Source organism: Microcoleus sp. Pol7_A1 (genome assembly GCF_036701085.1).
Classification (GTDB): domain Bacteria; phylum Cyanobacteriota; class Cyanobacteriia; order Cyanobacteriales; family Microcoleaceae; genus Microcoleus; species Microcoleus asticus.
In genome coordinates, this window is sequence record NZ_JAUBQD010000001.1 from 101661 (window position 1) to 125741 (window position 24081).

Annotated in this window: 19 protein-coding genes; 10 read left to right on the top strand and 9 right to left on the bottom strand. The window is 45.4% G+C overall.

Annotation, left to right across the window (positions count from 1 at the left end):
- Positions 1-232: 232 nt before the first annotated feature.
- Positions 233-1546: a hypothetical protein gene (locus tag QUA20_RS00460; protein ID WP_333184292.1), complete on the bottom strand. Its 1314-nt coding sequence runs from the start codon at positions 1544-1546 to the stop codon at positions 233-235.
- Positions 1547-1587: 41 nt separating this feature from the next.
- Between QUA20_RS00460 and QUA20_RS00465 the strand changes: the two genes are divergently transcribed.
- The 3 genes from QUA20_RS00465 to QUA20_RS00475 all read left to right on the top strand — a co-directional run bounded on the left by QUA20_RS00465 (position 1588) and on the right by QUA20_RS00475 (position 5536).
- Complete coding sequence (locus QUA20_RS00465) at positions 1588-2826, top strand: LL-diaminopimelate aminotransferase (protein WP_333184294.1); 1239 nt, start codon at positions 1588-1590, stop codon at positions 2824-2826.
- Between the two features lie 246 nt (positions 2827-3072).
- A complete protein-coding gene (locus tag QUA20_RS00470) occupies positions 3073-4590 on the top strand; it encodes an AAA family ATPase (protein ID WP_333184296.1) in 1518 nt (505 codons plus the stop codon).
- Positions 4580-5536: a hypothetical protein gene (locus QUA20_RS00475; protein ID WP_333184298.1), complete on the top strand. Its 957-nt coding sequence runs from the start codon at positions 4580-4582 to the stop codon at positions 5534-5536. Before QUA20_RS00470 ends, QUA20_RS00475 begins: the two co-directional genes overlap by 11 nt.
- Before the next feature lie 31 nt (positions 5537-5567).
- Here QUA20_RS00475 and QUA20_RS00480 read toward each other — a convergent pair whose 3' ends face one another.
- On the bottom strand, positions 5568-5810 hold the full coding sequence (locus QUA20_RS00480) for a helix-turn-helix domain-containing protein (protein ID WP_006633060.1): 243 nt from the start codon (positions 5808-5810) through the stop codon (positions 5568-5570).
- Between the two features lie 214 nt (positions 5811-6024).
- Between QUA20_RS00480 and QUA20_RS00485 the strand changes: the two genes are divergently transcribed.
- Positions 6025-6288: a hypothetical protein gene (locus tag QUA20_RS00485; protein WP_006633059.1), complete on the top strand. Its 264-nt coding sequence runs from the start codon at positions 6025-6027 to the stop codon at positions 6286-6288.
- A gap of 58 nt (positions 6289-6346) precedes the next feature.
- Here the strand turns inward: QUA20_RS00485 and QUA20_RS00490 are convergent, their stop codons facing one another.
- Positions 6347-6952, bottom strand: coding sequence for a hypothetical protein (locus QUA20_RS00490; protein ID WP_333184300.1), 606 nt, complete (start codon positions 6950-6952; stop codon positions 6347-6349).
- A 13-nt stretch (positions 6953-6965) separates the two neighbouring features.
- Entirely contained in the window at positions 6966-8114 is a 1149-nt protein-coding gene (cofH, locus tag QUA20_RS00495; RefSeq protein WP_333184301.1) for a 7,8-didemethyl-8-hydroxy-5-deazariboflavin synthase subunit CofH, read from the bottom strand.
- A 139-nt stretch (positions 8115-8253) separates the two neighbouring features.
- Between cofH and QUA20_RS00500 the strand changes: the two genes are divergently transcribed.
- The 4 genes from QUA20_RS00500 to QUA20_RS00515 all read left to right on the top strand — a co-directional run bounded on the left by QUA20_RS00500 (position 8254) and on the right by QUA20_RS00515 (position 14787).
- Positions 8254-9471 carry a glycosyltransferase gene (locus tag QUA20_RS00500; RefSeq protein ID WP_333184303.1) on the top strand — a complete coding sequence of 406 codons (1218 nt, stop codon included), beginning with the start codon at positions 8254-8256 and terminating at the stop codon, positions 9469-9471.
- Between the two features lie 92 nt (positions 9472-9563).
- A complete protein-coding gene (locus QUA20_RS00505) occupies positions 9564-11354 on the top strand; it encodes a glycosyltransferase family 39 protein (RefSeq protein WP_333184305.1) in 1791 nt (596 codons plus the stop codon).
- A 143-nt stretch (positions 11355-11497) separates the two neighbouring features.
- Positions 11498-13642 carry an NACHT domain-containing protein gene (locus tag QUA20_RS00510; RefSeq protein ID WP_333184307.1) on the top strand — a complete coding sequence of 715 codons (2145 nt, stop codon included), beginning with the start codon at positions 11498-11500 and terminating at the stop codon, positions 13640-13642.
- Complete coding sequence (locus QUA20_RS00515) at positions 13639-14787, top strand: SUMF1/EgtB/PvdO family nonheme iron enzyme (RefSeq protein WP_333184309.1); 1149 nt, start codon at positions 13639-13641, stop codon at positions 14785-14787. Before QUA20_RS00510 ends, QUA20_RS00515 begins: the two co-directional genes overlap by 4 nt.
- An 85-nt stretch (positions 14788-14872) precedes the next feature.
- Here QUA20_RS00515 and QUA20_RS00520 read toward each other — a convergent pair whose 3' ends face one another.
- Both QUA20_RS00520 and QUA20_RS00525 read right to left on the bottom strand, forming a co-directional pair.
- On the bottom strand, positions 14873-15478 hold the full coding sequence (locus tag QUA20_RS00520; RefSeq protein ID WP_333184311.1) for a DUF3318 domain-containing protein: 606 nt from the start codon (positions 15476-15478) through the stop codon (positions 14873-14875).
- A gap of 259 nt (positions 15479-15737) precedes the next feature.
- Positions 15738-17312, bottom strand: a complete 1575-nt coding sequence (locus tag QUA20_RS00525; RefSeq protein WP_333184312.1) for a nucleoside transporter C-terminal domain-containing protein — start codon at positions 17310-17312, stop codon at positions 15738-15740.
- Between the two features lie 220 nt (positions 17313-17532).
- Here QUA20_RS00525 and QUA20_RS00530 point away from each other — a divergent pair, with 220 nt between their 5' ends.
- Positions 17533-17811 (top strand): hypothetical protein, encoded by a 279-nt coding sequence (locus QUA20_RS00530; RefSeq protein ID WP_172186708.1) that lies wholly within the window; start codon positions 17533-17535, stop codon positions 17809-17811.
- A 100-nt stretch (positions 17812-17911) separates the two neighbouring features.
- Here the strand turns inward: QUA20_RS00530 and QUA20_RS00535 are convergent, their stop codons facing one another.
- The gene (locus QUA20_RS00535) at positions 17912-18106 is read right to left on the bottom strand and encodes a hypothetical protein (protein WP_172186707.1); all 195 of its coding nucleotides are present in this window, start codon (positions 18104-18106) and stop codon (positions 17912-17914) included.
- A 157-nt stretch (positions 18107-18263) separates the two neighbouring features.
- Positions 18264-18401: a hypothetical protein gene (locus QUA20_RS00540; protein ID WP_333184316.1), complete on the bottom strand. Its 138-nt coding sequence runs from the start codon at positions 18399-18401 to the stop codon at positions 18264-18266.
- Positions 18402-18535: 134 nt separating this feature from the next.
- Between QUA20_RS00540 and QUA20_RS00545 the strand changes: the two genes are divergently transcribed.
- On the top strand, positions 18536-23404 hold the full coding sequence (locus tag QUA20_RS00545; protein WP_333184318.1) for a CHAT domain-containing protein: 4869 nt from the start codon (positions 18536-18538) through the stop codon (positions 23402-23404).
- Positions 23405-23636: 232 nt separating this feature from the next.
- Here QUA20_RS00545 and QUA20_RS31895 read toward each other — a convergent pair whose 3' ends face one another.
- Complete coding sequence (locus QUA20_RS31895; protein ID WP_445304629.1) at positions 23637-23783, bottom strand: hypothetical protein; 147 nt, start codon at positions 23781-23783, stop codon at positions 23637-23639.
- Positions 23784-24081: the final 298 nt, after the last annotated feature.

Genomic DNA, 24081 nt, shown 5'->3' on the forward strand with positions numbered 1-24081 from the left:
TACATTAGCAGATACACTTAACCGGGCAAATCTAGGAAAGTTGACTGTTGACTGTTGGCTGTTGACTGTTGACTGTTGACTGTGAGCCGAAAAACAGAAAATTGTGCTTATATTTGCTGGCAGATTGAAGGAGACTTTACCAGAACGATGCTACCGGATTTGATATAAGTCCGTGTAAGGAAACCCAACACAAAAAATGTGTCAAGACTTTTGTGAAATGGTATTAACTGAATCAGTTTCTGGCCTTAAAGTCTTTAAAGATAGTTTGAAACGAGTACATAAGTCGGTGGACATCGTTTGTGGCTCTAGGAAAAATGTTGAGTTCCCATTTTTTGCGAGCAGTAGTTAGCAGTTTTGCTATGGGTTGGGAGTAACTGTTAGAAATGAAATAGCTGCCGCCTTCGTAGCGAATGTCTGACGCTAATCCGATAAAAGCACCAGCCATTTCTAGTTTTAGTTCCGAGGTGCTGTGTTCCGATTTTACTGCTAAAATTACCTGCGAGTGCCGGGGTTCGCGGTTGAGCAAGCGGCAGATATTCGCTTCTTTTTGGTACAAAATTAAAACGTTACAGTTGTGCAGAACTCCGGCTCTACCTTGCACTTTTACTCCTAGGTGAACTTCCAAAGCTGGTTTGTCGGGAAATTCTACCACAGCATGAGTGTATGGATGTGCAGTGCCGTGGATTTTTCCCGCAGTTTTTCTAAATGTTAAATATTTCGGTGTTTCGTCGTCTAAAACATTGTTGTAATAAATAGTACCGCCTTCATTAGCAACTGCTTTTAGCAAGATGGTGAAGAGGTAAGTGTCAAAAATTCTGGCTTGTTCTGCCGCTGTGTTAAAATCGGGATCGATCGAGCTTTTTAATTTGCTTTTAATTTCGGAGTTTATGGCGTAGTTGCTGGGCCCGGAGGGCAGTTTTTCCAGCAAGTGCTTGAGGGCGATCGCCTGTTTGTGGCGGGGGGCGGTGACGCTGGAGGTAAACTCGATTGTTTTGGCAGTTTCGGCACCTGAATTGGCAAAGGTAATTTTTGTGCCGAGGGGAGAGGTTTCTGATTCTACTTTCAAGAAATAAGCAATTTCGTCTTCCATTTCGGAAGTGTTCACCGTCGCTTGTTCGACAGCATCAATTAACAGCAAAAGTTGTTCTTTTGCGGTATAATCTTCTATCTTGAGCAGGGGTGTTTTTCGTTTGAGCGATCGCTCTTCAATTACTTTGCCTATCTCTACAGTATCCGCTACTTGTTGAACTACCCAACCCAAATTAAACTCATTCAGAATTGCCGCCAGTTCTTGATAGAGTTTGGCGTACTCGATCTCGTCCATAATTGTTTCTGCGCTGCATACTATTCTGATTATACAAGCTGATTTGATTTTTTGGTCAATGGCTGGTGAGCAACTGCGCAGATTGGCTGTGATGGCGGAGTATCGAAGTGTTTGAGTGTCCGAGTCGGGAAAATCTTTCACTTGGCTGAACATCCATCCGCCACATCCGTTAAATCCCGTACATTGCTGGTTGCCGAACTTGCTGCTGCTTGAGAGAGACAATTGGCAGTAAGCTATTCTACGACATTTGTAGCGATCGAACTATGGCAACTATCAACGACAATTACCTCAAACTCAAAGCCGGCTACCTGTTTCCCGAAATTGGGCGCAGGGTGAAAGCCTTTGCAGAGGCGAATCCCGAAGCGCCCATCATCCGGCTGGGGATTGGCGACGTGACTGAACCGCTACCGGCTGCTTGTCGGGAGGCGATGGTGAAGGCGGTGGAAGACATGGGCTCGCGGGATACCTTTAAAGGATACGGCCCGGAACAAGGTTATGAGTGGCTGCGGGAGAAAATTGCCGAGCACGATTTCAAGTCGCGGGGATGCGATGTTGATGCTTCGGAAATCTTTATTTCTGATGGTTCTAAATGCGATTGCGGCAATATTCTCGATATCTTTGGCAATAATAATACGATCGCAGTTACCGATCCAGTGTATCCGGTGTATGTAGACACTAACGTGATGGCTGGACACACGGGAGATGCGAACGAAAATGGCGAATACGGCGGCTTAGTTTACCTGCCAATTACAGCAGAAAACAGCTTTACTGCGGAAATTCCCACCGACAAAAAAGTCGATTTAATTTACTTGTGTTTCCCGAATAACCCGACGGGGGCAACTGCAACTAAGGAACACTTGCAAGCTTGGGTAAATTATGCTAAAGCTAACGGTTCGATTATTTTCTTCGATGCAGCTTACGAAGCGTATATTACCGATCCGAGTTTACCGCATTCTATCTATGAAATTGAAGGGGCGCGGGATTGTGCGATCGAATTTCGTTCTTTTTCCAAAAATGCTGGTTTTACGGGTACTCGCTGCGCGTTAACAGTTGTACCGAAGACGTTGACTGGAAAAGCAGCCGATGGTTCCGATGTCGAAATTTGGAAGTTGTGGAACCGCCGCCAATCTACTAAGTTTAACGGCGTTTCTTACATCGTGCAGCGCGGTGCTGAGGCGGTTTATTCTGAGGCAGGCAAGGCACAAATTCAGGCTTTAGTCAATTTTTACATGGAAAATGCTGCGATTATTCGCGAGAAATTGACAGCGGCGGGAATCGAGGTTTTTGGTGGCAAAAATGCGCCTTATGTGTGGGTAAAAACGCCTCACGGTTTGTCGAGTTGGGATTTCTTTCAGAAGTTGCTGGAAACTTGCAATGTGGTGGGAACTCCGGGTTCTGGTTTTGGTGCGGCGGGTGAGGGTTATTTCCGCATTTCGGCGTTTAATAGTCGGGAGAATGTGGAAGAAGCGATGAGACGGATTGTGGAGAAGTTTAAGGTGTAAAAGCGCGAGAGATAAGTCTCTTTGGGGCGGGCAAGATGCCCACCCCACAAGAAATTGATATGTTGTGGAACAGGCATCTTGCCTGTTCAAGTGGGCGGGCAAGATGCCCACCCCACAAGAAATTGATATGTTGTGGAACAGGCATCTTGCCTGTTCATGAAAATAGTAAAAGATGTGAGTTATAATCTAAAATAATTGTGGCTCAGCCTTTCAATAAAAAATGCAAGCTAACACCAGGAGTTTATTATGCACTTGCTACGAGTTCAAGTTCCTGATTTTCGCGGTTTAAAGGACATTGACATCACTTTTGAAAAGGATTTTGTTCCTAATATTTTTCCGCTGGGTAGTCAAAATGGTGGCGGTAAAAGTACGCTGTTGCAGTTGATTTTTGTATTGCTGCACTGTTCTGTGGATGACGATAAAAAACTATTTTTACAAAACTTTATTCAAGGATTTAAAGTGGGTGAGGGAGAAGATAAAAAAAATTTAGCAATTATTGATATTTGGAATGGAGAAAAAATAGTTCAAATTATTTTCTTTGTGTGCAAAGATTCTTTTCTAAAAAAGTCCGACTCTTTAAATGTTAAAATCAAAAATACAGAAGATATCACTTTTTATCCTGTAACACAATTTAAAGTAATGGAAAAGCAAATTTCAGATTTAGAATCAGTAAATAACAGTTTAACACTCAGTAGTGATAGATTAGATCAAATCAAAAACATTGAAGACAATCAACAAAGGTTTGCCACGGCTCAAAGAGAATTTAGGTTTATTCAACAATTGGTATCAAATTCAAGAGTTTCAGCATTAATATCTGTTGTAAACTCAACAAAAAATGTTTCTATTAAAGAAATTCAAACTTTTCAAGACGAAATAAAACACAGACTAGAAGAAGTTGAAAGTAACCTAAAGAATTTGAAAACCACCTATGGAAGCTATGAGGAAGTTTGGGAAAAAATCGTTGAATATTTAACAGAAAAAAATATGACATATATATGTAACTATTCAAGTGAAAAAATCTCAAATGATCAGCAAAATGAAGCTTTACTCTGTCATTTAAATAATATAGATAGGAAAGAAACCAACGATTTTTTAAACATACTTTCAGATAAAATATTTTTAGCAGCTCCCTCCACACAAGTTTTTCTATTTCTCGATAGATATACTAGAGAACTATTATTTAAAAGTCACAGTCAAACAAATGAGCATTATTTCGATAAAATTCACAAAGCAAAATCTCAACTAAAAGGATTTTTTACTTATGACTTTATGGTTGTAGATTTACTCATTGAAGCCTTTAAAGCTGCTCGAGATAAAGATTTTAAAGAAGCTATAGAAACAGGTAAATATGGTAACAGCTATCAAACCTTAGTAAATGAATTAAGATTTTTATTAAGCTGTAAAACAATAAATATTGACAAAGACCTTTCGGCAGTAACTTTAAAATTAGAGAAAAATGGTGAAACTATAGAACTATATCCAGGAGATTTAAGTCACGGCGAGCTCAAAAGACTCAGCATTTATATATGGATCAAGTCTCGCAACATAGAAGATGCTATTGTTTTGATGGATGAAGTTGAAATTGCTTTTCATCCAGATTGGCAATATCAAATTATATCAGACCTCCAAGAGTGGGGGCCTAGCAATCAATATATTTTGGCAACTCACTCCTACGCATTGTGTGAAGCTTTGACACCAGCTCACGTTAAAGAAATCGAGCCAAAACTGCTCAAACAACAATCTAATATTACAAATGAGTCTTAATCCAGAACAGCTACAAAAACATTGCGAGACAATTATTTTATCTCCCAGAATTAAAAACAAAATTGTTGTCTTGTGCGAAGGCAAGATTCCCGATATCCAGGGTAGAAAATCAGTTCAATCTTATAAAGCAATGAAGGAAACGCAGGATGCCAGTTTTTATATGGCTTGCATTCCGAAATGGTGGAGACAGACCAAACAGTATATGCCACAATTTTTTAACTGTGGCGATCGCAAAGATGTATTAGACACCTACTCTACTCTTCCAATATTACACGAAAAGGATACCACTAATTCACATTTAGATCCCGATCGACTTTTTGCAATGATAGATTTAGACTTGCACCTGCAAACGATCGACAATTATATTTTTACAGATACAGAAGCAATTTTTCGCAATCTTTACGAAAAATCGCAGGTGAAAGAGGAAAACGCAGAACAGCACCGGATCTGGATTACAGGTTTGATTCATAAAGAAGCATATTTTCTGACACCTGAACTTCAACCCATATTTGAGAATTGTTGTAACGAGCCGATTTATCAGGGAAATCCTGCGGTACTCGCAAGTATTTATCTGGATATGGCTGATGAGCTTTGTAGCGACTTGGATTTACAGAACAACCTACAGAGAGCCTTCGATCGCATTAGTTACTGTTCGGGATTGGATTGTATGGAATTAGACTTAGACAAATTCCAGGATTCATGGAAACATCAATTTAAAAGTACGAAAGATGTAACGCGGAAGCATGACTTAATCATAGCTTTGCTGACAATTAAAAAAGCTAAGGAGTATTGGAGGCAAATTAAGCCACCCGCTGACTGGAGTGGAAATGAGAAAAATTTTAGAGAGCAACTCTCCTTAGAAATTGGGAGATTTTATTCAGAGCAAAGTAGCGATGTTAAGTCTCATATTCCTTTTTTTTTCAAAACATTGTATGAGTTCGTTTAAATAAAACGCCTCAATTATAATATTCCATTTTCTATCCATCAGCATCGCTAGGAAAACCAAATTGGTCTGGTAATTCAGCAGAGGTAATTTGCAAAATCTCTAGCAACTTCTTGTATTGAACAGGCGTTAGCTTAGGTACCGATCGCCCCGATTCCCAGTTCCTTACCGTCGCTTCCGTAACTCCAAGTGCTTCTGCTAGCTGCTTTTGAGTCATAAACCGCTGAACTCTCAGTCGCATTAGGGGCGATCGCTCGGCTCTTTCTGAGATTTCCATAGGCTATTTGTTACTTTATGTTAAATAATGCACGGTTTTATTAAATACGTTGACGTATACCGTTATTTAATTTACGCTTATAGCAAGAGAGATTAGACAGCACCAGCTAAGCCACTTGTGCTGTAGGGGAATTGCTGTCTTTTCTTCAACTTGTTATTGTACGCGGTTTTACCGTTACAAAGCATCAAACCTATCCAAATTATTGGTCAAAGCTATGTTGCAAGATTCATCATCGAACCAAACATCGCCGAATGTTTTAACCAACCAAACCTTTGAGGGCGATCGCGAAGCAGTGCGTCACGTCATCATCGGTTCGCCGCTGGGGGTACGGCGAACTATCCACCAACTGCACGCATTGCGCTACGAGGAAGCTGTTCGTTGGACTCATCCGATCGCCATTCCCGACAATCGCATCATTATTACACCCGAACAGGGAGAAATCATGAGTCTGTTAGTCAAATTAATCCGGCTGCAATGAAGTCATAAATGTGCGATCGATCTTTCTAGAATTGAGTCAAAAGTGCGATCGCGCTTATTCAGCCATCTCGTACCATCCAAACCAGCATTCCCAAAATTTCGTCCACCGGAGGCAAGGCATAGTCATTAAGATCGATCGATACAATTTTTTCCTCTAGTTTGAGAAATCGCCACTGCGTGCCGTTACTGACACTGCCATAAATAACTGAAATTGGTTTCCCCTTCGCTTCATTAAACTTCTGCATTGCCACCATTTCTGCAACGCACTGTCCAATTCCTGTCTTCAAATCGGCTTTTTTAGCCTCAACAACCGCCACTGCGGGTGCTTCAATCTCCAACATTTCTGGAGAACGACTAATCAAATAATCACAAATCCCGTTTAGTCCAGTTTCATAATCAACCGTAAAGTCTTCCCCCGAAAACAAGCTAATATTCTGCTGCAAAATCTTCCTGACTTCCAGCAGTACCGGAGTAATAATCATTTCCGATCGAGCTTTTTCGCTACCTGTGGCCACAGCTACGGGTAAACTATTCGCCAAAAAATCTGTCAGGGTTGCACTCGGAGCGATCGGAGTTATTTGCGGTAGAAATCGCGGGTCTTCTACAGTTGTTAATCCAAAGGCTTGTTTAACTTTGATAATTGAGGTGAAGTCGCGATAACACATCGCTCAATTTATCCTAATACTTAATTACTGCCAAATTGTCAACCCCTAAAGGTCGATAAATTGTATCTCTTTGTTGATAACTCCGCCCCAAAGAACTAATTGCATTTTGCAAATCTTGGACAGATTGACAACTGCCGCCAACTGCACCAGCCATTGTAGTAATGTGCTCTTCCATCAATGTACCGCCGATGTCATTGCAGCCCCATTTCAGCGCTTCTGTAGCTCCATCTAAACCTAATTTAACCCAACTAGGTTGGTGATTGGGAATCAAATTGCCTAAGAAGATTCTCGATACTGCGGTGAGTAACAATGTATCTGCTAAAATTGGTTGGTCGCGGCCGACTCGACTGCGCAAAGGTGCCGGTGCTTCTTGCCCGACAAATGGCAATAAAATAAATTCTGTGATGCGTGCTGGATAGTTTTGGTCGATCGCAGTTTGTTGGAGCGATCGCACTTTTTCTAAATGCAAAACCTGCTGTTCGGCTGTCTCAATATGCCCGCAAAGCATCGTACTCGTTGTCGGTAAACCCAGACTGTGAGCAGTTTCCACAATTTCCAGCCAAGTTGCCGAATTTAGTTTTTCCGGGCAAATCACCCGTCGCACAGAATCGTCGAGAACTTCCGCCGCGGTTCCCGGCATCGAACCGACTCCCGCATCCCGCAAAGCCGAAATTACATAGCTGAAACTAAGATTATCTTCTCTGGCAATAAACTCTATTTCTTGAGGCGAAAAAGCGTGCAAGTGCAACTGCGGAAACTTGTCCTTAATAATTTTTACCAATTGCAGATAATAAGGCAAAGATGCGCCGTTGAGCTTAGCTTGAAGATTTAAGCCTCCCTGCATACAAATTTCCGTTGCATCCCGCTGCACTGCATCAGTTGCCTTTTCCTGAATTTGGGCTGCATCTAACCAGAAAGCGCCCTCATCTCCCTCGTCGCGGCGGAATGCACAGAAACTGCAATGCTGCTCGCAAATGTTAGTAAAGTTAATATTCCGATTGATAACGTAGGTGACAGTATCCCCTGATTGTCGGCGGCGGAGCAAATCAGCGGTTGTTTGAATAGAAGCTCGCGCATCGGGATCTCTTTGCTGCAAAAGTACCAAGGCCTCTGCGGAAGAGATGTTATAACCTTGTAAAGCTCGATCGAGAATTGCATCCACAGTTTTCTTTTACACTCAACTACATAATTACTGACTAGAATAAAGACATTTTTATATTTTAACAATCAATTATAGAGGAACGATATTTTAAAATCTCAAGTAATACCACACCATCCTTGACTTTCTGGGAACTGAAATTATGGGCATCTACCAAGAAAATCAGGTCTTGCCAGTGCCGTCTGGGCCTTTGCAAATTCCTGCTTTACAGACTTTCGGTTCAACTTTTATACAGGCGCGCACACCGGGAATTTATTTGTCCCTCGTCATTCCCACCTACAACGAGTGCAAGAATATCAAGAGTATTGTGGAACAATTGACTCAATTGCTCGATGGCATCATTCCCGGCGACTATGAATTAATTGTAGTCGATGACGACAGCCCCGATCGCACCTGGGAAGTCGCCCTGTCCCTGACACCGGAATATCCGCAATTGCGGGTGATGCGCCGGGAAGAAGAGCGCGGACTTTCCACAGCGGTAATTCGCGGGTGGCAGGCGGCTCGGGGCGAGGTTTTGGGCGTCATCGATGCCGACTTGCAGCATCCCCCGGAGACGCTGTTGCAGCTTTTAGCAGAAATTCAGCGGGGAGCCGATTTGGCCGCTGCGAGCCGCCACGTTGGCGAGGGCGGGGTGAGCGACTGGAGCATTGTCAGGCGATTTTTATCGCGGGGCGCTCAGACTTTGGGATTGCTGATCCTGCCGGGAGTCGTGGGCCGAGTTTCCGATCCGATGAGCGGGTATTTTATGATACGTCGCAGTTGCATAGCGGGCAAAATCATGAATCCTGCCGGTTACAAAATATTGATTGAAGTGCTCGCTAGGGGGGAAATCCGCTGGATTGGAGAAGTTGGTTACGTGTTTCAGGAGCGGCAAGAAGGCGAGAGCAAAGTTACTTGGAAACAGTATATTGAGTATTTGCGGCACTTGCTCAGATTGCGCTTTGCCCGCTGGCCGGTGGGCCGATTCCTGCGGTTTGGCGCGGTTGGTTTCAGCGGCGTGTTTGTGGATATGGGAGTTTTTTACCTGCTGCGGACTGTCCTCGGTTTGGGGCTGACTCGCAGTGCAATCTTTTCTGCTGAAGTGGCAATTATCAATAATTTTTTGTGGAACGATTTGTGGACTTTTCGCGATATTTCTAAGCGGCAGCCTGGAAAGCGCCAGGGCTTGAAACGGCTGTTGAAATTTAATGCGATTTGTTTGATCGGCTTGATGATGAATGTGCTGCTGGTGAATGTGCTGTTTAATGTTTTTAAGGTAAACGAATATTTGGCTAAGTTAATTGCGATCGCAACTGTGACTCTGTGGAATTTCTGGATCAATATGAAGCTGAGTTGGCGGGTGACGGACGTTCAAAAATAGTTGGGAGTTTGGTGAGTTGTTAGTTGTTATTGGGACTGACAACTCACCACTGCAAACTGCAAACTGCAAACTGCCTTTAGATAACTGAATTAATGATTAATAAAAAACAACTGTTGTTGCTATTTCTGTGGACGGCGATCGCCTTTATTTTGCGCTTTGCCAATTTGGAATCGAAACCGCTGTGGACGGATGAGTTTTCCACTCTAGTGTTTAGCTTGGGCAACAGTTTTCGCGGAGTGCCGATCGATCGCGCGATCGATCTTTCTACATTATTACAACCGCTACAATTGCGCCCCGATGCTGACACTGCCGACGTGCTCCGCAATTTGCTGCTAGAAAGCAACCATCCACCAGTGTATTTTATGCTCGCCCACTGGTGGATGCGGTTGTTTGGGCCGACCGAGGATAGTTTAGTTTGGATAGGGCGAGCTCTTCCTGCATTATTGGGCGTGATTTCAGTTCCCGCTATTTACTTTTTGGGCAACTTTGCTTTTAATTCTCGTTTAGTCGGTCAATGTGCGGCCGCAATGATGGCAGTTTCTCCTTACGGCATTTATCTCGCTCAAGAAGCTCGACATTATACTTTAGGAATTTTATTAGTTATTGCCTCTCTTTTTTGCTTGACATTAGCTGTCAAAAAGCTGCAAATTCGCGCTCCTATGCCTGTTTGGGTGTTGTTGCTTTGGGTAGTCATTAACTGTCTGGGAATTGCCGTTCACTACTTTTTTACACTGACTTTGTGTGCCGAAGCAATAGCATTAATTGCTGTAATCTGGCACCAGTTTAATGAAAAGTTGCCAATTTCAAACAGCCAGCAGCCCAATATTTGGCAATTTCAAATCATCTGGCGGCTTTTCGCAGTAGCGATAGGTACTTTAGCTGGCGGTTTAGTTTGGTTGCCGGTATTTTTGTCAAACAAGTACGGCAGCGAACTAACTAATTGGATTGTCAGCGGCGATCGCACATTTATAGATTGGATCGGGCCGATTTTTCAAGCTTTAGCTGGATGGATCACTGTCATGTCTCTCCTGCCCGTTGAATCGCCAAATTTGGCAGTAGTAGTTGCATCGGCGATCGGAATGGCAATATTTTTGATCTGGGCGCTTCCTCTGCTGAGAGGCGCTCTTAAAACTTCCTTAAAAACAAGCGATACTCGTTTAGGTACTGTTATTTTCGGCGGATTTGTGCTAGGAGCAATCTTCCTATTTTTCAGCTTTGCATATATTCTCGGGATTGACCTAACTCGCGGCGCTCGATACAATTTTGTCTATTTTCCGGGGGCGATATTACTGTTAGGAGCAACCTTGGCAGTTATTTTTAACACACCTACAGTAAAAAGTAAATGGTTTAATTTACCTGCTGTGGAAATGGCTGGCAAAAAAGCAGTTCTGCTAATTTTAGCAATGGGTTTTTTTAGCAGTGTGACAGTAAATTCCAATCTCGGCTATCGCAAATATTACAAACCAGATATTTTAATTCCGATTATCCGCGAAGTCTCGAAAGTTCCCGTGTTAATTGCTACTACTCAAAAGACTCATGTAGAAATAGGAGAGTTGATGGGGATAGGATGGGAATGGGAAAGAAGTTCGGCAACGGATTTTGTAGCGGATGTAACGGATGTAACGGATGTTAGGAAGAAAGAAGAAGTTAAAACCTTTGATTCTCCGCTGTTTCTTTTGGCTAATCAGAGAAGGGATGCGCCGGAAATAGCGGCAGGGACACTTTATAAAACACTCAGTCAATTAGAACGCCCGCTAGATTTGTGGCTGGTTAATTTTCGTGCACCTGTTAATTTAGCAGCACAAAAATGTCAGCTTGAGTCGCGCGATTTGCCTGCGGTGGATGGGTATGAATATCAAGTTTATCATTGTTCTAAGTCATAGGTAAGTCTTAGGGGATGGATCTGGCGATCGACAAATCTACTTGGGAAAGATCGCACATGAGCAATAAATAACATCTATTGCTAACGATCGCTCGCTACGATCGCCTAAACTGGGAAACAACAGGCTTTTAAGTGCGATCGCTTATGTCCAGATTTATACAAAATTGGCTGCTACCATTGCTATTGATACTCAGTAATGCTTCCTTGGGTTGGCTGATCAACCAACTGCCCGGTAAACAGGACTTAAAAATTGAAGACCCTATAATAATCTTACTGACAGTAGTGTGTCTATTGGCACTTTTTATCCTCGGTGCTATATCCAGTCAGTCTCAGCCGAGTGCAACGCCTGCAAATCAAAATTGGCTTGTTGGTTTTTTACCCCTGCTGGGAGGTGGCATCCTTTTCGGACTCTTGAAGGGGAACCACGTAGCTGCCGAATTCAACTCAGCAGTTTTTTATACATCTCTCATTCTGTTTGGTTTGGGGACTGTGCTCCCGCCTGTACTGCTTTTACCGAGACAATGGCAGAACAGGTTGGTATGGTTGCCGCCCGGTTTGGGACTGGGGGTAATGTTGTATTTCATACTGAGGGGCGGATGGACAGCAGCATTTTTGGCTGGGGTTGTGACTGTAATTGTGACGTTGTTTATCCATGCCATCAAGTTTCTCATCCCAGTTACTAACCAACTTGCACCGAAGTTTAGGGCAAAGAGGCAGCAACTTGCACATAGTTTTGCAGACGGGATTTGGAATAAAATTGAAGATTCAACCTCACCTTTTCAGCGGGAATATTACCAGGGTTTGACTTATATCTGTCGAGACTATCAAACACAGGGATTGGAGAGAGACCGAACCCTGAAGTTGCAAAAGGTATTTGTGCCACTCAAAATTGCTGCAACAGAAGCAGCGAATACAAGCCACAAAATGATTCAGCCAGTCCAGGATGAAAGAAATAACTCAAATGAAACACAAATTTGGAATTTTTTAGCAGCAATAGATAAGAATCCGGCATTTCGGCGCATGGCAGTTTTGGGCGCACCCGGTTCCGGGAAAACTACCCTTTTGAGATATTTAACGCAGACTTATGCCACACAGCAACAGTGGAAAGTGCATCCGAAAGCGCCGCAACTGATTCCGATATTGTTGTATCTCCGAGATGTGCGTCAGGAAATTGTGAATAATAATCAACTCACTCTGGCAGAGTTAATTACTCAGCAGGTACAGCAGCAGCAGCAAAAATATCAACTGGAGAATCCACCGCCTAACTGGTTTGCCGAAAGAATACGTCAAAACCAATGTTTGGTAATGTTAGATGGATTGGATGAAGTGGCAGATGAAACCCTGCGCCAGCAAGTAAGTCGTTGGGTAGACGAACAGATGCAGACATACCCGGATACGGCTTTTATCTTAACCTCTCGACCTTTTGGCTATAAAACTGCGCGGTTGCAACAAGATGTGACTGTCTTAGAAGTGCAACCATTTAGCCTGAAACAAATGGAACAGTTTATTGGTAGCTGGTATTTGGAAACAGAGGTGATAAGTCACGCTGGGCAAGATGATGCGGGAGTGCGGGGAGACGCTAAAGAAAAAGCAGATGATTTAATTAAGCGGATTAAGAATAGCAAACCTCTGGCGGACATGGCGGTGAATCCTTTGCTGCTAACAATGATTGCCACAGTTCACCGTCGCGGTAGTGCCTTGCCAGGAAAACGGGTAGAACTTTACAAAGAAATTTGCCAGGTTTTACTAGAAAGGCGACAAAGAGCTAAAAATATTGCCGATGCGCTAACAGCGACGCAAAAGCAATCTGTTCTGCAAGTGCTGGCATTGGAATTAATGCAGCAGAAAACTCGTGAGTTCAACCTATCCGATGGAATTGATAGGATTACAGACAAATTGGCAGATGTAGCAGGCAGTGGGGCGAATGCAGAGGAATTTATTCAGCAAGTTCGGGATGTGAGTGGGTTGTTAGTGGAAAAAGAAGTAGGCGTTTATGAATTTGCTCACTTGAGTTTCCAGGAATATTTAGCAGCGGTTCAGATTAAAGAATCGAACCAAGAGAGTATGTTGATCGGAAATATTCACCAATCTTGGTGGGCTGAAACCATCCGTCTTTATGCAGCACAGAGTAATGCTAGCAATCTGATTCGTGCAGTCTTGGTGATGCCATCTCCATCGGTTGAGGTAATGGCACTCGCCTATGATTGCTTGGACGAGGGGTTGAGTGTAAATCCAGATGTTCGGCAACAACTGGAACAAAGGTTAAACGCAGATTTGGAAAGTCGATGACAGCAAGATTCATTTTAGCAGCTAATGTTTTGTTATCCCGGCGTCTGCAAAATTTGCTGCGGATTGATGAGAATGTCGAAATTGACATGAGTTACATCACCTGCGCCGAATATCAGCTTTTTATTTATGAGAAGTTGAAAGGAGCTGAACATCGTCAACCTGACCAGTGGACAAGTTACAGCTTTCCGCCAGGAGATGCCAAAAAGCCTATTACTGGAGTACGGGCTAGTGATGCTGAGGAGTTTTGTGAATGGTTAACTCAGCAGCAATTTGCATTGGGATTTAAATACAGACTGCCCACTTTAGCTGAAGTAGAGGATTATCCAGTTACAGAAAAACAAGTAGGATGCTGGTGTTTTGATGGAGAACAGCGAATCATTGTAGGAATAGAAACTCAACAGCAGCAATCTTGGGAACAGGAATTAGCTGAGGTTTTGGCTCTCAACCGCCTCCTCCAATTCTACCGTCTCCTCAAATACTACCGCGACCTCAAACCCGACCTCTACCGCGACCTCAAACCCGACTTCAACCGCGACCTCAACCGCGACCTCAACCGCGACCTCAACCGCGTCCTCTACTGCGACCTCTACTGCGATCTCTACTGCGACCTCAACCGCGTCCTCAACTCCGACCTCAACCTGTTCCTCAACCGCGACCTCAACCTTCTCCTCAACTACGATCTCAACTTCATCCTCTACCGTGACCACGAACTCGTCCTTACACTCGTCCTCAAGCGCGACCTCAATCACGACCTTTACCGCGACCTCTACCGCAACCTTCACCGCGACCTCAACTGCGACCTCAACCGCGACCTCAACCGCCTCCTCAACCGCGACCTTGAAGCCGAGTTTAAAGCCATTGAAACAAGCAAAAGCAGTAATTTCCTTTTATACTTTCCTCTGCTTTCTATTCTTGTTATCTATCGTTTCTTGTCAGTAACTTATGAGGTAATCTCCCAAAATAAAGAGGCGCTCAATACAATTGAGTTAAGCGGTCAAGAAAGTGAAGCTATTAGTCGTAAGTATGTAGAGAGTCTCAATGAAATCTACCCACTTTATGTTTATTTGGTATTACTAGATGAGCGACAAGCGGGTCGGATACCAGCATGGGAGAGTATTCGGATTGTCAGGGAAAAAGTTGAGTAGCAGATATAGCGCCTGGATAGTAGGGACACAACAGTGTTGTGTCCTTTGGCTGCGGAACACAGGATTGTTTGTGAAATAGTATTTTCTAATCTTGTCTGACACTATCGGGTACGCCCACCGCCGAAATACCCGATATTGCCTTTAAGTTTTGACACCGAATCAACTCATTAAAATCCAAACTGCGCCCTTCAATTTGCGCCACAGCCTCGATCGCCCCAAGCAAATGTCCGGCCGCTTCCGCTTCGTTGTAACCACGCCTTCCCGCGACTCTAATCGCGCCTTCATCAGCATCTAACTCTACCTGGGAACTGCGGTTGTCGCGCCAAATTCGAGTCATCGCGAGTCCCGTCAAACCGCCCGCGATCGCAGTGCCGATCGCATCTCCCTGCAACAATTCTACAACAGTCCCGACAATTCCCGCCAGAGCCGCCCCTTGATAAATATCCGGTTTAAACCACTTAACATTGCACACAAAACTCACATTCCGCAATAGCAGTAAATCCCGCTGCGGCTTAGATAGCAGCCGCCACAAATCAAAATTAATATAAATCGGGCGAGATTGATTCCAAGGTAAAGGAAAATCGCAGTTAATTACCGTTGATTGCTGTGGCTTATTAATAATTTTACACGTCATGCGGCCGGAAGCGGGCATCACATCTAACAGGCGGCGAATTTCAGGTTCGGGATTCATAAATTTAGAGTAATTGATAATTGGTAATTACATCTGGATAAAAAACAATAATATCGGTTACGGCTTCGTAGCGGCTGGTTTTACCGACAATAATTGCCTAAAACCTACAATCTCTAAAATCCGCCCTCACCCAAGGGCTGATGCGATCGAAATCAAAGTTGATGTAGGTTATTGCTTCTGTGGGGGCGGGTTTCTGGAGATTTTTGACGGTAGTTAAATATTGTTTGTCAAACCAGCCCCGACAAGTCAATAGAAGATATTAAGGGTTTTTCTTGGATGCGGGAGAAGGAGATTCTTGAACTCTGGGAGCCACTTTTTCGGTATTAGCAGAAGGCTTCGGACTGGCAATTGCTGGGGCAACTGACGGCTTTGAATTCGCGGTTGGGGATGCCGATGATTTTGGAGAATCAGGGGCGGTTAGCGGGGCAGCAGGGGCTGTTTTAGCGCCTAAAATGCTGGCGTCTCCGGTGTCGAAGGTGCCGGCGATGCAAGCGATCATCATTGTAGCTAAGGTGCCGACAAATAATGCTTTCCAACCGAGTTCGGAAATGTCTTTGCGGCGGGATGGAATTAGGGCGATCGTGCCGCCGACAAATATACCGACGGAGGCGAGGTGGGCGAAGCCGGAAAGGGCGTAACTGACAATTAAAACTGTACGAGCGCTCACCAGTCCTTTTGCGCCCGCTTCTGCTAAACTTTGATAGGGCGGAATGGCTGTTTCTAACAACCTGCGACCGATAATTACTGACGCTTGCCAAGAGTCGTCTAATGGAACTCCTGTTAATAGCGTCAAAGGATAAAATAATACTCCCATAATGTTGGCTAAGGTGACAACTTTAAAAAAGCCACCAATTGGGCCGGGCAAAATTGCCAGCCAACCAAAGAATTGATTGATTAAGGAAACTAAGCCTAAGATTAAAATCAAAACAGCGGCGATGGCCACTGCCATTTTTACACCGTCCAATGCACCAATTATCGCTGCATCCAAAGGGCTGACTCGTTCGATGGGTTCTCCTCCAACTGTCTCTTGTTTGAATTCTTCGCCGTCCATTTCGGAAATTTCTTCGCCCACAAACTCGCGGCCTTTAGGCTTCCGTTCTTCCTTGGGAATGCCGCCCATTGTCAAGGGCACGCCTGTTTCCGGGACTAAGATTTTGGAGAGAACAAAACAAGCGGGAATGGCGATAATTGAAGCTGAAACTAAGTGTCCTAAAATATTGGGAAAAACTGGCTTGAGAAAACTGACGTAAATTGCTAAAGTTGAAGAAGCGGCGGTTCCAAAACAGCAAGAGAGAATTGCACAAAGTTCGGAACGAGTCATTTTTGGCAAATAAGGCTTGACGACAATTGCCGCTTCAATTCCTACGAAAATATTAGCAGCGCCGCTGAGGGCTTCCGCCCCGCTCAACCGCATTGTCATATAAAAGATTTTGGCAAAAACTTCGGTGATAATTTGAATCACGCCGATGTTGTATAGCAATGCCATGAGGCCAGAAAAAAAGATGACTGTCGGTAAAGCTCGAAAGGCAAAAATATATCCTAAATTAATTGCTGGATCTTTACCAGGTATGGGTACAACATTGCTCCCGAATACAAATCTCGCTCCCGCGTCAGCAGCGGTGAACACTCCATCCAGCAAGCCAGTAAACCACTCTAAAGCGATGCGAGTTGGGGGGAACAGGAATACTAAAAATCCTAAGACTAATTGCAGTCCAATGCCCCAGATGATGACGCGCCAAGGTATATACTTGGACTGTCGGTTTTCTGAAAAAATCCAGGCGATCGCACACAAGCCAAAAATACCCAGAAACGAGATAAGATTGTAGATTGACATAAGCCTAGTCCTTGAAATATTTGAGAATGCCGATCGACGGTTTGCACCACATCAGTTATACTATTCATCTGACGGCAAATGCTAAAAAAAATAACGGGCAGATAAATTACGCACTCAACAGCGTACTGATGTCATTGCTTAGGTCGTTCCGAAGTCTGCAGATCTTTAGCAAGCCTTGATTTGCCGTAATTACCAGCAGTTTAGATAGAAACTCTCACACATGGAAGCTTTTGCTCCACATCCTCCTGAATGGACTGCGACGGCGGTTCACGCTAATGAGTTTTGCTGTCCCAAGTGCGGTGCTAGCTGCACTGATGCGGCTGAGGTCTGGATTAATCGCCGATCGCCAGTATACACCGAGTTCAACCGTCGCAAGTGGCAAGAATTTTACCGCTGCCAGTGCGGGGACGTGTGGTGGGCTTGGAGTAACGATAGACCTCCTTCTGAACTTGTGCGTCGCGATGAGATCTCGGATGAGGCGCCGGATGATGATTTTTAGAACGGTGACAGAATTTGCGACTTGCGATTTGCGATTTTATTTAAAATGAGGTTAAGGTGCGCTGCACCCTACATTTAGATAGGCGATCGCCAGTTCTTAACTAATTCAGCACGTCAAGCATTCCCTTAACTACGCCTTCCATGACTCTTTCAATTAATCTCAATTCATTTTCGCCGATCGACTCATTTAAGAGCATTGACTGAATTCGCTGTCTGTCATTCCGAGTCAGTTCGCCTGACGAAAATATCTGCTCTACTATTTGCTCAGTTAGAAATGAGTAAGTTGGAGTTTGCATGGTTGGTCTCTAAAAGCATCAATATTTTGTTTTTAACTTCATTAGAGGAGCCAGTTATTTTGTGGGTTTTTGCCGTCCCACTCAATCAGTGCTGAAATCATACGACTCTGGGCGGATTTTGTCAAGACACGGGCGGCAGATAAATATAAAATCTGCATTATATTTCCCACATTCTGGCAACGGGTGGTTTTGGAGTGCGATCGACTGATGCCGTGTGCCTGCAAGGTCGCTCGACCCCCGGCGGTGGCAGTGTTCGATCGACATTTTTAAGTTTATTTGCACTTCGGCGGAACATTACAGCTCAAAAAAAATCCCAACTACAATAGATTTAAATTGGTAATCGGGAATTGGCTTTTCTGACTTCCCTCTTCTTTCCGGCTAATGACTAATGACTAATGATTAATGACTAATGACTAATGGCTTCCTCCAATGACCTATTTTCCTTCGGCTCTAATTTTGACATTAGGTTTTTGGCTGCTACCGCTAGCAGTTCGATCGCAACCTGTCGTTCCGGCAAATGACGGCACTAATACTGTTGTCAACTCCGAGCAAAACCGCACAGACATTAGTGGCGGACAACTGTCAGGAAACGGGGCAAATCTTTTTCACAGCTTCAGCCAATTTAATCTCAGCGAAGGTCAAATTGCTAATTTTCTAACTAATCCCAATATTCAAAATATTTTAGGGCGGATTTCCGGCGGCGATGCTTCCGTCATTAACGGTCTGATTTCTGTCACCGGCGGCAACTCAAATTTATTCTTAATGAATCCGGCGGGAATTGTCTTCGGTCAAAATGCTAGATTAAACGTGCCGGGATCTTTTTTCGCGACAACTGCTACTGGTATTGGTTTCGGCGACCGCTGGTTTAATGCCACCGGAAGTAATGATTACAAAGCTTTACTGGGAAATCCCAATCAATTTAATTTTAATAACTCACAAGTCGGTGCAATTGTCAATGCGGGAAACTTGGCAGTTGGCAGCGGGCAAAGCTTAACTTTGCTCGGTGGCACCGTTATTAATACAGGACAATTATCCGCTCCCAGCGGTCAAATTACTGTGGCTGCTGTTCCGGGAAAAAATGCAGTCCGGATCGGTCAACTCGGCAATTTATTGAGTTTAGAAATTACTCCGTCTTTGCAGTCCGAAACATCTGCGATCGCCCCACAAGCTTTGCCTCAGTTGCTGACGGGCCCGGGCGTAGCATCAGCCACAGGTTTAACGACTAACGAACAAGGTCAATTGGTACTGACTGGCGGCCAAACAGTGCCGATAAATGGGGGAAATGCGATCGTCTCGGGTTCTGTCAATGTATTCGCCCCTTCTGGGATTGCTGGCGGCACAGTCAATATTTTAGGCGAAAAAGTCGGACTGTTCGATGCAAATATCGATGCTTCCGGGACGGACGGCGGAGGTACTGTGCGCGTCGGAGGCGGTTGGCGGGGGATGGAACCAGTGCCAAATGCCCAGGTAACTTATGTTAGTCCTGATTCTACGATCGCAGCAAACGCGATCGACCGCGGCAATGGCGGCACTGCGGTAATTTGGTCAGACAATATCACTCGCTTCTTAGGCAATATTACTGCTCGCGGGGGTACTGCCGCAGGTAACGGCGGCAGAGTAGAAGTTTCCGGCAAAAATGCTTTAACTTTCCAAGGAGAGGTCGATACCCGCGCGACTAACGGTGCGATCGGCAATTTGTGGCTCGATCCGGCAAATATTACGATCGTCAGCGGTAACGGTGACAGCAACGCGCGATCGACTGGCGGGGAACTCCAACCGGCACCAGCACCCAATGAAACATACATCCCAGAAGTGCAGTTGGAACAGATGACGGCCGGCAGCAACGTGGTTATAGATACCCCCGGCTACATCACCCTCCAAAACTTGCCCGATAACAAACTTTCCCTGCAAGCGAGAACGGGAGACACAGTAACATTTAGATCGGGCGGAGTGTTTGTTGTCAATGACCCCAAGGACTCAATCGAGACTCAAGGTGGCAACATCAACATTTTCGCCAGCAGCATCTCTGTTGGCGGACTTAATGCCAACAGCGGCAATATCGCTCTCACTGCTAACGGCATTGACTTGAGAGGCGGCAGCAATTCCGTAAGCAGTGCGGGGGGAACAATTCGCTTGCAACCCAACGACAGCCGAGCAATTCGGATCGGTGGCACCGGCGATATTTTGGGCATTTTGGACTTGACGGCAACGGATCTCGGCGCTTTGGCAGGGGATTTTGGTTCGATCGCGATCGGGCGCGAAAACGGTAGCAGCGAGTCGATCGCGATCGTCGCACCCATTACCTTCAACAGCCCGCTAACACTTCAAGGCAGCTCGATCGCGATCGACAATCCCCTGAGCGCAAGCGGCAGCGCTAGCTTGACACTCGACGCGCCCCAAACCGATCTCAACGCCAACATTGCGACATCCGGCGGCGATCTCACTTTTACAGGAAACGCCTCCCTCAATGCTGACGTGGCTTTGAGCGCGGAAGCTACGGGCAACATTCTGTTCTCCGGTAGCCTAGACGGAGATCGCGCCCTGAGACTCGACGCTCAGCGAGTGCTGTTCGGCGGTACAGTCGGTCAAGCTGCACCGCTGGCGAGTTTGACTGTCAACGCCGGCAGTACCGAGGTTTCGGGCAATATTGCGACATCTGGCGACATGACTTTCAACAGTGCCGTCACACTCAATCGCAGCGCCGCCCTAGCCGCCACTACCGGCAATATCGCTTTTGCCAATACCCTCGACAGCACGCCGGGCCGGGCTAATAATTTGACGCTGCGCGCTGGCGAGAACATTACTTTTGGCGGCAGAGTCGGTCAAACTCAGAGGTTGGGCCGGCTCTCGGCTGACGCTGCTAGCGTGACGGCGGCTTCCACAATTGCAGCGCGCAGTTTGAGCGTTAACGCCCGAGAGTCTGCTACCTTCGGGGGGGACAGCACTGCCGCTTTGGGAGTCGATATCAAGGCAGGAAATGTCCTCTTAGAGGGTAATTTAAGGACGGATGGCGGCAGCGTGAACCTGCAAGCAAGTCGCAAGGTTCGGACTGGCAATATTACCTCGAACGGTGGGAGCATTCGGGTTGAGGGAAATGCGATTGCTGCGGGTGCGATCGACTCGTCGTCAGTGTCGGGAACTGGAGGCGCGATCGCTCTCCAAACCAATGCCGGCTCTTTAACTGCGGGAGCTTTGAACGCTTCGGGGGCGATCGGCGGAAATATTGCTGTCACCTCGCAAGCGGGCATTTCGGCTCTCGATATCAATTCCAGCAGCACTTCAAACGGCAACGGCGGGGGCGTTTCCCTGAGCGCGACTGGTAACATTCAGTTGGGTTTTGTCAACGCTCAAGGCGGCACTGGCGGCACTGGCGGCAGCGTTGATGTGACAACCCTCGGTTTGTTTCGCTCGAACAGTGTTTTCAACGATATATCGGGCAATATTTCCAGTATTTCTACTGCCGGAGGTGCGGGGGCGGGGCCGATCGAAATTAGCCACGGAGGCGGTATCGATCGACCGTTTGTAGTTGGCGGCGCGATCGACAATGGAACCACGGGAAGCATTAATGCTGGCGCGGGAAACGCCATTTTGCCCAGTCTTGCTTTTGGGCAAACTTACACGCAGGGAAGTTTACCAAATCAGATTTCCCTAATTACACCGGCCGCGCCCTCTGCTCCTGCACCAATTGCCGAACCAATTCCCGCACCAATTCCCGAACCAATTCCCGCACCAATTCCCGAACCAATTCCCGAACAGCCTCTGGTGACCGTAAATCCCGATCCTGCGCTGTCACTTCCTGCATCTTTGCAAGTAGAATTGCGATCGTCAAATCGACAGAGAAATTCCCCAATTACCCAGAATATTTTCGTTCCCGATCGCAGATTCGATTCGCTCGGCTCGGGAGTTTTAGCATTTGAGCAAACCTTTAGTCGCGAGTACGAAAAATATCTCGACTTGCCGGCAAGAACGCCGATTAGTAATATGTCGGTAATTTACGAAACTCTTCGTAAAAACGAACAAATTACTGGGGTAAAATCTGCCATTATTTATCTTAATTGGGTCAGTGCCTCGGCAGCAGCCGCTGCCAAAGAAAATGGTTCGGTACTGGTGGCAAGTCAGGATTTATCTAATCTATTGCCTGTGAGAAAAAACCTCACCTCCGGGCCCCCTCACCCCTTAGAAGATAACTTGGGGGAAAGGTTTTCGCCGGAGGGCAAAGAAGTTTCCGATGTTCCTAACGGGGAGCATTTAGAATTAGTGTTAGTAACAGCTAACGCTCAACCGATGCGCGTTTTAGTTCCGGCGACAACGCGGTGGCAGGTGTTGCAATTGGCTGACGCCCTGCAAACGGAAATAACTAATCCCAGAAGAAGAAGCAGCATTAGTTATTTGGATTCTGCTCAAAAACTTTATCGCTGGTTAATTGCGCCAATGACCGCAGAATTGGCAGCTTTAAATATTGACAATTTAATTGTAATTCCGGCAGCAGGTTTGCGGAGCGTACCCTTTGCTGCTCTTCACGACGGCAAAGGCTTCTTAGTTGAGAAATACAGCATTAGTGTGATACCGAGTCTGAGTTTGACTGATATCGGCTACGACAATATTGCGGATGATGAAATTTTGGCAATGGGAGCGTCGGTATTTGAAGATAAAGCGCCATTACCGGCGGTACCGGTGGAGTTAGAATCGATCGCGCCGCCCGATCGGGGAAAATCATTTTTGAATCAAGATTTTACTCTCGCGAATTTGCAAGCTCAGCGGGCAAATCGGCCTTTTGGAATCATTCATTTAGCAACTCACAGCGAATTCCAGCCCGGGGAACCGAAAAATTCTTACATTCAGTTGTGGGATACTAAATTGCGCATCGATCAAATGCGGCAGTTGCGGTGGAATGAACCGCCGGTGAATCTGTTAGTTTTAAGCGCGTGCAGTACCGCTTTGGGCGACGAAGAGGCGGAGTTGGGGTTTGCGGGTTTGGCGGTAGCTAGCGGTGCTAGATCCGCTTTGGCGAGTTTGTGGGAAGTCAGCGATGAGGGGACTTTGGGGCTGATGACTGGGTTTTACCGCCAGTTGCGGATGCCGAGAGGTGAGGGCAATTTGATGATTAAAGCCGAGGCTTTGCGGCGCGCGCAATTGGAGATGCTGCAGGGGCGCGTGCGGATTCAAGACGGGATGCTGCGAGTCGAAGGGCTTTCTATGAGTCTAACTTTGCCTCCGGAAATTGCGTCGCGGGGCGATCGAGTGCTTTCGCATCCTTATTATTGGGCCGCCTTCACAATGATTGGCAATCCTTGGTAATGGAGAGGTTAAAGGAAGAAGAAAAAAGGGGCATTGCTGAATCAAAGTATGAATCATGCAGGAATGGGAACATCCTGAAATTTGAGGTAATGTATTTAGGACTTATATCGTTTCCGATGCAACCGGAAATGCTATCAAATGTCTCGAAACTACGATCGCCTAATACGCATCCTAAAACTCCTGACCAAAAGTGGTCAACGGCTGTCCACAGCCAGAGTTTGTGTGTGTTTTTTCACATAAGTATGTAATTCATCGAGCTCACCGACTTGGGACTCATCATCAGCGATCGATTGACGATCGCATTTAACACAAATGTAGTTATGTTTTCCTTTTTTATTACCTTTTCTAGGGCTATGGGTTGATTTGCACTCGCTTTCATTGCAGGGTGTATTCCCCCTATTTATACTCTAATTATGCAACGCCCAAATCTCCTATGAAGACTAACGGCGATCGCACTTCACTCTGTTCTGCCTGCTTTTGGAGGAAGCTGTGGAGCGATCGGACTCCTAACCTAAATATTTATTTGTACTTTTTTGAAGAAATGTAAAAAATAATATTTTTTAGTTAAAAATTCTAATTTTGCTTAAAGTGCAGGCTAGTCTTTATATTAGAGGATACATCTACTTACAAATTGAGAATTGCTAAAAAAAATGTGTATTAATTATTAAAAGAGGCTG

Excerpts from the sequence above, each read along its gene's own strand:
- QUA20_RS00465 (WP_333184294.1), top strand. The coding sequence starts at position 1,588 with ATGGCAACTATCAACGACAATTACCTCAAACTCAAAGCCGGCTACCTG.
- QUA20_RS00470 (WP_333184296.1), top strand. The coding sequence starts at position 3,073 with ATGCACTTGCTACGAGTTCAAGTTCCTGATTTTCGCGGTTTAAAGGAC.
- QUA20_RS00475 (WP_333184298.1), top strand. The coding sequence starts at position 4,580 with ATGAGTCTTAATCCAGAACAGCTACAAAAACATTGCGAGACAATTATT.
- QUA20_RS00480 (WP_006633060.1), bottom strand. The coding sequence starts at position 5,810 with ATGGAAATCTCAGAAAGAGCCGAGCGATCGCCCCTAATGCGACTGAGA.
- QUA20_RS00485 (WP_006633059.1), top strand. The coding sequence starts at position 6,025 with ATGTTGCAAGATTCATCATCGAACCAAACATCGCCGAATGTTTTAACC.
- QUA20_RS00490 (WP_333184300.1), bottom strand. The coding sequence starts at position 6,952 with ATGTGTTATCGCGACTTCACCTCAATTATCAAAGTTAAACAAGCCTTT.
- QUA20_RS00500 (WP_333184303.1), top strand. The coding sequence starts at position 8,254 with ATGGGCATCTACCAAGAAAATCAGGTCTTGCCAGTGCCGTCTGGGCCT.
- QUA20_RS00505 (WP_333184305.1), top strand. The coding sequence starts at position 9,564 with ATGATTAATAAAAAACAACTGTTGTTGCTATTTCTGTGGACGGCGATC.
- QUA20_RS00510 (WP_333184307.1), top strand. The coding sequence starts at position 11,498 with ATGTCCAGATTTATACAAAATTGGCTGCTACCATTGCTATTGATACTC.
- QUA20_RS00515 (WP_333184309.1), top strand. The coding sequence starts at position 13,639 with ATGACAGCAAGATTCATTTTAGCAGCTAATGTTTTGTTATCCCGGCGT.
- QUA20_RS00520 (WP_333184311.1), bottom strand. The coding sequence starts at position 15,478 with ATGAATCCCGAACCTGAAATTCGCCGCCTGTTAGATGTGATGCCCGCT.
- QUA20_RS00525 (WP_333184312.1), bottom strand. The coding sequence starts at position 17,312 with ATGTCAATCTACAATCTTATCTCGTTTCTGGGTATTTTTGGCTTGTGT.
- QUA20_RS00530 (WP_172186708.1), top strand. The coding sequence starts at position 17,533 with ATGGAAGCTTTTGCTCCACATCCTCCTGAATGGACTGCGACGGCGGTT.
- QUA20_RS00535 (WP_172186707.1), bottom strand. The coding sequence starts at position 18,106 with ATGCAAACTCCAACTTACTCATTTCTAACTGAGCAAATAGTAGAGCAG.
- QUA20_RS00540 (WP_333184316.1), bottom strand. The coding sequence starts at position 18,401 with ATGTTCCGCCGAAGTGCAAATAAACTTAAAAATGTCGATCGAACACTG.
- QUA20_RS00545 (WP_333184318.1), top strand. The coding sequence starts at position 18,536 with ATGACCTATTTTCCTTCGGCTCTAATTTTGACATTAGGTTTTTGGCTG.
- QUA20_RS31895 (WP_445304629.1), bottom strand. The coding sequence starts at position 23,783 with ATGAAAGCGAGTGCAAATCAACCCATAGCCCTAGAAAAGGTAATAAAA.